This window comes from Microbacterium sp. Bi128 (assembly GCF_918698205.1).
The window spans coordinates 1-8,539 of record NZ_CAKKMM010000157.1; the positions used below are offsets into that span (position 1 = coordinate 1).

9 protein-coding genes are annotated in these 8,539 nt (G+C 67.6%); 5 read left to right on the forward strand and 4 right to left on the reverse strand.

Going from position 1 to position 8,539, the window contains the following annotated elements:
- Together LQV45_RS12585 and guaB are read right to left on the reverse strand one after the other, a co-directional pair.
- The coding region (locus LQV45_RS12585; RefSeq protein ID WP_230007323.1) for a TMEM175 family protein at positions 1 to 285 on the reverse strand (285 nt) is incomplete at its 3' end.
- A gap of 73 nt (positions 286 to 358) precedes the next feature.
- Positions 359 to 1,861, reverse strand: coding sequence for an IMP dehydrogenase (gene guaB / locus LQV45_RS12590; RefSeq protein WP_138177437.1), 1,503 nt, complete (start codon positions 1,859 to 1,861; stop codon positions 359 to 361).
- A 248-nt stretch (positions 1,862 to 2,109) separates the two neighbouring features.
- On the opposite strand from guaB, the gene LQV45_RS12595 reads away from it, so the two are divergent.
- The 5 genes from LQV45_RS12595 to LQV45_RS12615 all read left to right on the forward strand — a co-directional run bounded on the left by LQV45_RS12595 (position 2,110) and on the right by LQV45_RS12615 (position 6,647).
- Positions 2,110 to 3,450 (forward strand): branched-chain amino acid ABC transporter permease, encoded by a 1,341-nt coding sequence (locus tag LQV45_RS12595; protein ID WP_230007324.1) that lies wholly within the window; start codon positions 2,110 to 2,112, stop codon positions 3,448 to 3,450.
- 11 nt (positions 3,451 to 3,461) lie between these two features.
- Entirely contained in the window at positions 3,462 to 4,442 is a 981-nt protein-coding gene (locus tag LQV45_RS12600; RefSeq protein WP_230007325.1) for a branched-chain amino acid ABC transporter permease, read from the forward strand.
- Positions 4,435 to 5,370, forward strand: a complete 936-nt coding sequence (locus LQV45_RS12605) for an ABC transporter ATP-binding protein (protein ID WP_230007326.1) — start codon at positions 4,435 to 4,437, stop codon at positions 5,368 to 5,370. Before LQV45_RS12600 ends, LQV45_RS12605 begins: the two co-directional genes overlap by 8 nt.
- Positions 5,367 to 6,143 carry an ABC transporter ATP-binding protein gene (locus LQV45_RS12610; RefSeq protein WP_230007327.1) on the forward strand — a complete coding sequence of 259 codons (777 nt, stop codon included), beginning with the start codon at positions 5,367 to 5,369 and terminating at the stop codon, positions 6,141 to 6,143. Before LQV45_RS12605 ends, LQV45_RS12610 begins: the two co-directional genes overlap by 4 nt.
- A gap of 261 nt (positions 6,144 to 6,404) precedes the next feature.
- Positions 6,405 to 6,647 carry a hypothetical protein gene (locus tag LQV45_RS12615; RefSeq protein ID WP_230007328.1) on the forward strand — a complete coding sequence of 81 codons (243 nt, stop codon included), beginning with the start codon at positions 6,405 to 6,407 and terminating at the stop codon, positions 6,645 to 6,647.
- A gap of 113 nt (positions 6,648 to 6,760) precedes the next feature.
- Here the strand turns inward: LQV45_RS12615 and LQV45_RS12620 are convergent, their stop codons facing one another.
- Together LQV45_RS12620 and LQV45_RS12625 are read right to left on the reverse strand one after the other, a co-directional pair.
- Positions 6,761 to 8,044, reverse strand: a complete 1,284-nt coding sequence (locus tag LQV45_RS12620; protein ID WP_230007329.1) for an ABC transporter substrate-binding protein — start codon at positions 8,042 to 8,044, stop codon at positions 6,761 to 6,763.
- A gap of 138 nt (positions 8,045 to 8,182) precedes the next feature.
- Positions 8,183 to 8,539, reverse strand: a 357-nt coding sequence (locus tag LQV45_RS12625) for an EamA family transporter (RefSeq protein WP_230007330.1), incomplete at its 5' end; no start/stop codon positions are given.

Here is an 8,539-nt window from a genome sequence, read left to right on the forward strand (position 1 = left end):
GATCCACAGTCCGGCCTGGTCGATGCGGACGATCCACTCGAACTGCCGCACGTGCGTCATCCACATGATGCACAGGATGAGGAAGCTGATGACGAACGAGAACACCGGATGCAACAGCGCCCCGAGCGCCGCGACGAGATCGGCGTCCGAGTTCACGGTGCCCAGCGACTGCGAGGTGAGTCCGAGCACGAGCAGCGTGGCCGCGATAGCGAAGACGCCGTCCGTGTACGCCTCGGCCCGTCGCGCCGAGACGGTGGCCTCAGGATGCCGCGTGCGCCGGATCATGCGGACAGCGTAGCGTCGCGCCGCGGAACGTCGAGGGGCCGGGCAGTCGCCCGCCCGGCCCCTCGCACGTGACCTACTTCTTGTAGTTCGGTGCCTCGACGACGATCTGCACGTCGTGCGGGTGCGACTCCTTCAGGCCCGCCGAAGTGATGCGCACGAACTTGCCCTTGGACTTCAGCTCTTCGACGGTGCGCGCACCGACGTAGAACATGGACTGGCGGAGGCCGCCGATGAGCTGGTACGCGACAGCCGCCACGGGGCCGCGGTACGGGACCTGGCCCTCGATGCCCTCGGGGATGAGCTTGTCGTCACTGGGGACGTCGGCCTGGAAGTAGCGGTCCTTGGAGTACGAGGTCTTCTTGCCACGGGTCTGCAGCGCGCCCAGCGAGCCCATGCCCCGGTACTGCTTGAACTGCTTGCCGCCCTGGAACACGATCTCGCCCGGCGACTCGTCGGTGCCCGCCAGGAGCGAGCCGAGCATCACGGTGTCGGCTCCGGCGACGAGGGCCTTGGCGATGTCGCCCGAGTACTGCAGTCCGCCGTCGGCGATGACCGGGACACCGGCGGGGATCGCGGCCTGAGCGGCCTCGTAGATCGCGGTGACCTGCGGCACGCCGACGCCCGCGACCACGCGGGTGGTGCAGATCGACCCCGGGCCGACGCCGACCTTCACGGCATCCACACCCGCGTCGATGAGCGCCTGAGCACCCTCGCGCGTGGCGACGTTGCCGCCGATGACGTCGACGTGGGCGAAGGACTCGTCGGCCTTGAGACGACGGACGATGTCGATGACGCCCGCCGACTGACCGTTGGCGGTGTCGACGACGAGCACGTCGACGCCCGCATCGCGCAGCGCCTCGGCGCGCTGCCACGCGTCACCGAAGAAACCGATCGCCGCGCCGACCCGCAGACGACCCTGCTCGTCCTTGGTAGCGAGGGGGTACTTCTCGCTCTTGTCGAAGTCCTTGATGGTGATGAGTCCGGCGAGCTTGCCGTCTTCGTCGACGAGGGGGAGCTTCTCGACACGGTGCTTCGCGAAAGTGGCGATGACGTCGTTGGCGTGGATGCCGACGGGGCCGGTGATGAGACCGTCCTTCGTCATGACGTCCTTCACCAGCGTGGTCTGACGCTCGAATCCCGAGACGAAGCGCATGTCGCGGTTCGTGATGATGCCGACGAGCACGCCGTCGGGGTCGATGACCGGCAGACCCGAGATGCGGTACTGCGCGCACATCGCGTCCACCTCGGCGACGGTGGCATCCGGGGTCGTGGTGATGGGGTTCGAGACCATGCCCGACTCGCTGCGCTTGACCTGGTCGACGATGCCGGCCTGGTCCTCGATCGAGAGGTTGCGGTGGACGATGCCGATCCCGCCCTGACGCGCGATCGCGATCGCCATGCGCGCCTCGGTCACCGTGTCCATCGCGGACGAGAGGAGGGGGGTTGCCACGGTGATGCGCCGGGTGAGTCTCGACGACGTGTCGGCTTCGCTGGGGATGACGTCCGTGTGCCCTGGAAGAAGGAGGACGTCGTCATACGTCAGTCCGATGAAACCGAAGGGGTCGTGCTGCTCCATGGATCCTCCTGCGCACGCGGCGCCTGTTCGAAAAGGGACGACGTCGGCCGGTGCGCGCACGGCGCTCCGCTCTGAATTCTAAGCGTCGGGGGCGGTTGTTTCATTCCCCGGGCCTGTCCGGCAAACGCAAAGGCGATGACACGGTTCGCTAACGGCGACGAGCCGAAACACGAACGACACATTACGCTCGTACCGTCGATCGTCGAAGCTGACGACGACATCGTCAGCGTTGCCGAACTGGAGACTCCGTGGGTCATTCCTCCCCCACCGCGACACGATCGCGATCCCTTCCCCGTCTAGCCCTCCTCGTCTCGCTCCTGGCCAGCGCCGTCGCTGTCCTGAGTCTTTTGCTGGCCGCCCCGGCCAGCGCACAGACGACACCGACCCCCGCGGCCACCCCGGGCACGGGCGACATCTCGACGCAATTCACCATCGGCGGCATCATCCAGGCCGACGGCGAGCCGGTGGAGGGCGTCGAGATCGCCGTCGAGGGCTCCGGTTTCTCGGAGATCGGCACCACCCGCTCCGACGGCCGATGGTCGGTGTCCGTCCCCGGACCCGGCTCGTATACGGCGACCCTGCAGGTCGACACGCTGCCCGACGGCGTCGCTCCGCGCGACCCCGACAACGTCAGTCGCGACGTGACGGTGGGCACCACCAACACGGTGAACGTGCTCTTCCCGACCGGCGAGGGCACGACCGCGACCGGCTCGATCTGGGACACGTTGTTCTCGAGGTTCATCTACGGCCTCAATTTCGGTCTGCTGCTCGCCCTCGCCGCGATCGGCATCTCGCTGATCTTCGGGACGACGGGCGTCAACAACTTCGCCCACGGCGAGATGCTCACCTTCGGCGCGATCATCTTCTACGTGTTCACGTCGATGGGGTGGAACCTCCTGCTGGCGGTCCTGCTCACCGTGGCGCTGTCCGCCGCGCTCGGATGGACCCAGGATGCCGTGCTCTTCAAGCCTCTCCGCAAACGCGGCGTCGGGCTCGTCCAAGTATTGATCGTCACGATCGGCCTCTCGATCGTGCTGCGGTACCTGTACCTCTATTTCTTCGACGGGGGGACGCGCAACATCGACACCGGCATCACCGAAAACGTCACGATCGGGCCGGTGACGATCACGCTCACCTCGCTCATCAGCATGGGCGTCAGCGTCGTCATGCTCGCCGCCGTGGCCTACTTCCTGACCCGCACCCGCATCGGCAAGGCCACGCGCGCCGTCAGCGACAACGCGTCGCTCGCCGCGGCATCCGGCATCAACGTCGACCGCGTGATCCGCATCGTCTGGGTCCTGGCGGGCGCGCTGACCGGCCTGTCGGGCGTGCTCTACGGGCTCTACCGCGGCGTCACGTGGGACATGGGCTTCGCGATCCTGCTCCTGCTGTTCGCGGCGGTGACCCTGGGTGGTCTGGGCAGCGCGTTCGGCGCGCTCGTCGGCTCGCTCATCATCGGCATCATCACGGAACTGTCCACCATCGTCATCCCCCCGGACCTCCGGTACGCGGTGGCCTTGATCGTGCTCATCGGCGTGCTGCTGTTCCGGCCCCAAGGTGTGCTCGGTCGTAAAGAGCGGATCGGCTGAGGAAGAACGACATGGACTGGCTTTCGATTCTCAACAACGCCGCGGGCGAGCTCATCAGCCCGACCACCGCGGCCTACGCCCTCGCCGCGATCGGACTCAGCGTCCACTTCGGCTACGCGGGTCTGCTCAACTTCGGTCAAGCGGGCTTCATGGCCGTCGGTGCGTACGCCTTCGCCATCTCGACCCTGTCGCTGGGCGCCCCGGTGTGGCTGGCGATCCTCATCGCGATCGTCGCCTCGGTCGTGTTCGCGTTCATCCTCGGTATCCCGACCCTGCGTCTGCGGGCCGACTACCTCGCGATCGTCACCATCGCCGCGGCGGAGATCGTGCGCTACATCGTGTCGACCGTGGGGCTCACCGACATCACCGGCGGCTCGCAGGGCCTCAACGGCTACAACCGCGATTTCCAGGGTCTGAACCCCCTGCCCGAGGGCACGTACGGAATCGGCCCCTGGACCTATTCCGCCAACGACTGGTGGGTGCGCGTGTTCGGCTGGGGTCTCGTGATCCTCGCGACGCTTCTCGTCTGGATCCTCATGCGCAGCCCCTGGGGGCGCGTGGTGAAGGGCATCCGCGAGGACGAGGACGCGGTGCGTAGCCTCGGCAAGAACGTGTACTCCTACAAGATGCAGGCGCTCGTGCTCGGTGGCGTCATGGGCGGGCTCGCCGGCGTCGTGTTCATCCTCCCTCGGGCCGTCCAGCCCGGGAACTACGGCACGGCGCTGACGTTCTTCATCTGGACCGCACTGCTGCTGGGCGGCGCCGCGACGCTGCTCGGACCCATCGTGGGCGCCGCACTGTTCTGGGTGCTGCTGTCGCTGTCGAACGGCATCATCGTGGGACTGCGGGACGTCGGCATCCTGGGCTTCATGAGCACCACCCAGGCCGGGCAGGTGCGCTTCATCATCGTCGGGATCGGGCTGATGCTCCTGGTCATCTTCCGGCCGCAGGGCATCTTCGGCAACAAGAAGGAGCTGTCGTTCAATGTCTGACACGACCGTCACCCACCCCCTGGTGAAGGGCGAGGTCGGCCCCGGCTGCGCGAAGGTCGACCCGATCGTCGTCGCCGACGGTGTCACGCGGCAGTTCGGCGGTCTCAAGGCCGTCGATGTCGAGCACCTCGAGATCCCCCGCGGACAGATCACGGCCCTGATCGGCCCGAACGGCGCCGGCAAGACGACGCTGTTCAACCTGCTCACCGGCTTCGACAAGCCCAACACCGGACGCTGGAGCTTCGAGGGGTCCAACCTCGCGGGCGTCGCCGCGTTCAAGGTGTCGCGCAAGGGCATGGTCCGCACGTTCCAGCTGACCAAGTCGCTCGGCCGCCTGTCGGTGCTGCAGAACATGCTGCTCGGCGCCCGCGACCAGAAGGGCGAGAACATCTTCCGCGCGATGATCCCGTCGATCTGGCGTTCGCAGGAGAAGGCGAACACCGAACGCGCCGACGATCTGCTGCGCCGGTTCAAGCTGGATGCCAAGCGCGAGGACTTCGCGGCGTCGCTCTCGGGCGGTCAGCGCAAGCTCCTCGAGATGGCTCGCGCCCTCATGAGCGACCCGAAGCTCGTCATGCTCGACGAGCCGATGGCCGGCGTGAACCCCGCCCTCACGCAGAGCCTGCTGGGTCACATCCTCGACCTCAAGAGCGAAGGCATGACCGTGCTGTTCGTCGAGCACGACATGCACATGGTCCGCCACATCTCCGACTGGGTCGTCGTCATGGCCGAAGGCCGGGTGGTCGCCGAAGGACCGCCCGAGACCGTGATGAGCGATCAGGCCGTCATCGACGCCTACCTCGGCGCCCACCACGACACCGACCTCGGCGACATGACCACCTCGCAGCTCGCGACGATCGAGGCCGAGGCCGCGGCCGAGGCAGATTCCGAGATCGCCGCCGACGAGAAGGACGGAAAGCTCCGATGACCGCCACCGCCACCCGCACTGCGGTGCTGCGCACCGACGACCTCGTCGCCGGCTACCTGCCCGGGGTGAACATCCTGAACGGCTGCTCGGTCGACGCCTACCAGGGCGACCTCATCGGGATCATCGGGCCGAACGGCGCGGGAAAGTCCACGCTCCTGAAGGCCATCTTCGGTCAAGTCAAGATCCGCGGTGGAGCCGTGCTGCTCAACGGTGAGGACATCACCTCTCTCAAGGCCGACAAGCTCGTCGGCAAGGGCGTGGGGATGGTCCCCCAGAACAACAACGTGTTCCCGAGCCTGTCGATCGAAGAGAACCTGCAGATGGGGCTGTTCCAACGCCCCAAGGTCTTCTCGGAACGCTTCGAGTTCGTGACCGGCCTGTTCCCCGAACTCGCCAAGCGTCGCCGTCAACGCGCCGGCTCGCTCTCGGGCGGCGAGCGCCAGATGGTCGCGATGGGCCGCGCGCTCATGATGGACCCGTCGGTCCTGCTTCTCGACGAGCCCTCCGCCGGCCTCTCGCCGGTGCGCCAGGACGAGACGTTCCTCCGGGTCGCCGAGATCAACCGTGCGGGCGTGACGATCATCATGGTCGAGCAGAACGCGCGCCGCTGCCTGCAGATCTGCCACCGGGCCTACGTGCTCGATCAGGGCAAGGACGCCTACACCGGCACCGGCCGCGAGTTGCTCACCGACCCCCGCGTCATCGAGCTGTACCTCGGCACCCTGGCGGCCGACGAGGACGCCAAGCGCGACGCCCGGGAGACCGAGGTCTGATCCGTCGGCGTCCCGCGGGGGCGGCACTCACCCTGGTGGGTGCCGCCCTCGCGGGATGCTCGGCGGACCCTCCGCCCGCCCTCCCGGCGGGCCTGACCGTCTCGGTCGTCCAGCAGCGCGGTGACATCGTTCCCGGTCGGCTGCAGCTGCGGCTCACCAACGGCTCGGACGCGGCCGTCACCGTCGTCGCGGCCACGCTCACGTCTGCCGCGCTGTCGACGCCCGCCGAGTGGGCGGCGCGTCGTACGGAGTCCGTGACCCGTGACGGCCGGCGAGGCGCCCTCGACGCTCACCGTCGCCGTGGCCTCCCGCCGCTGCGATCCGCACGCGATCGCGGAGGACAAGGTCGGCACGCTGTTCGACCTCGTCGCCCGTGTCGACGGGCGCGAGGTCGTCGTGTCGCTCGAACGCCCGCAGAAGGTCGCCGACGCCCTGTTGACCTTCGCCGCGGAGGCGTGCGGCCTGTCGAGCGGCGGCTCCCACCCCGAGACGGCATCCGGCTGACGAAACCGCCGCAGGCTGCAGTGGAGATGTCAGCCCGGTGAAGTCTCGCGGTCGTGGCGGAACAGACAAGGGCCCGGATGCCGTGGCATCCGGGCCCTTGTCTCGGGGTCAGGTCACTCGTTGAGCGAACCGAACTCCGTGTTCAGCAGGGTGTACTTGTTGTCGGCACCGTACTGGTAGATGCCGATGTACGCCTCGGTCGGGTCACCGTTGTCGTCGAACGTGATCGGGCCGGAGACACCGTCGTAGTCGACGTCCTTGCCGTCGTTGATCAGCGCGAGGCAGTCGGCGAAGGTGGTGCACTTCTCGCCACCCTCGGTGACCGACTTCAGGTTGTCGCGAATCGCCGTGCCCGAGTCGTCCTTGGCCTGCGCAGCGGCGAGGGCCGCGACGATGACCGCGTCGTAGGACTCCGGCGCGTAGCTGAAGTCGGTGAGCGCGGGGTCGACCGTGAGGAGTCGGCTCTGGAACTCGGTGTCGGCCGGGTTGCCGGGCAGGGTGCCCTTGGCTCCCTGGAGCGTGCCCGCCTGGAACTCGTACGAGTTGGACAGGTTGCCGTCGACGAAGTACACCTTCGATCCCGGGAAGCCCTGGGTGTTGACCAGCTGCGGGATGATCGACGAGGTCTCCTCGAACGCGATCACGGCGATCGCGTCGGGCTTGGATGCCAGGAGCTGGTCGACCTGCGACGTGAAGACGGTGTCGCCCGGGTTGTACGGGACGGCGACCGAGACCTCGCCACCGGCGGCCTCGATGGCCTTGGTCGCGTTGTCCTTCAGGCCGATGCCGTAGGGGTCGTTGATGTAGATGACACCCACGTTGGCGGCGCCGTCGCCGGTCATGAGGTTACCGAGGACGCGCCCCTGGAGGACGTCCGAGGGAGCGGTACGCCAGTAGTACCCGTCGTCGGCGTAGGTGGTGAAGTCGGGCGACGTGTTGGCCGGCGAGATCTGGACGACGCCCGCGTTGACCAGCTGGTCGATGAACGTGAACGACACACCGGACGACGCCGCACCGATGACGACGTCGGCACCGGCGTCGACGAGCTCGGTCGCCGACTGGGTGGCGATGTCGGTCGTGGTGTCACCCGAGTCGCGCTCGGTGAGTTCCGTCGTGAACGGGAACGCGTCGCCCGTGGCCTCGATGTCCTGGATCGCGAGCTTGACACCGGCGACCTCGGGCGGGCCGAGGAAGGCGAGGTTTCCGGTGGCGGGCAGGATGGTGCCGACGTGGAAGACCCCGTCAGCGGTGGACACGGCGCCTCCGCCGGATGATGCGCTGGGCGCGGCGGCGTCGCCGCCACCACCGGCGCAACCGGCGAGGACGAGCGCGCTGGCACCGACCAGGGCGAGACCGCCCAGGGCCTTGCCGGCACGCGTACGCGTGAAGACGCTCATAGTGCTCCTTGCTGTGGATGAACGTTCGACGGCACAGGGGTGCCGTCTGGTGTCCTAAACCTAATCTCCTCCACGTTTTCGTCGTGTTGCCGTTCGTTAACGATGTGCGTCGCCGAGGTCACGGCGTCATAACGCCCTCTAGACGGGCTCGGCGACATCCGATACAAGCGGACGGCGTCGCCGCGCGGCGACGAGCGAATCGACGCTCAGCATGATCAGCGCGAGCCAGACGAGCGAGAACCCGATCCAGCGCTCGACCGTCATCGGCTCGTGCAGAACCGACACCCCGATGACGAACTGGATGATCGGTGCGACGAACTGGATGAGCCCCATCACGGTGAGGGGAGCACGGCGCGCTCCGGCGGCGAAGAGCAGCAGCGGGATCGCGGTGATCACTCCGGCCGCGGCGAGCAGGCTCGTGTGCAGCGGACCGTTGGCCCCCATCGTCAGACCCGTCGTTGTCGCGACGACGATCAGCTGCACGGCCGCGACCGG

Bases quoted from the DNA above. Each gene is read 5' to 3' on its own strand.
- guaB (WP_138177437.1), bottom strand. From the start codon at position 1,861: ATGGAGCAGCACGACCCCTTCGGTTTCATCGGACTGACGTATGACGAC.
- LQV45_RS12600 (WP_230007325.1), top strand. From the start codon at position 3,462: ATGGACTGGCTTTCGATTCTCAACAACGCCGCGGGCGAGCTCATCAGC.
- LQV45_RS12605 (WP_230007326.1), top strand. From the start codon at position 4,435: ATGTCTGACACGACCGTCACCCACCCCCTGGTGAAGGGCGAGGTCGGC.
- LQV45_RS12610 (WP_230007327.1), top strand. From the start codon at position 5,367: ATGACCGCCACCGCCACCCGCACTGCGGTGCTGCGCACCGACGACCTC.
- LQV45_RS12620 (WP_230007329.1), bottom strand. From the start codon at position 8,044: ATGAGCGTCTTCACGCGTACGCGTGCCGGCAAGGCCCTGGGCGGTCTC.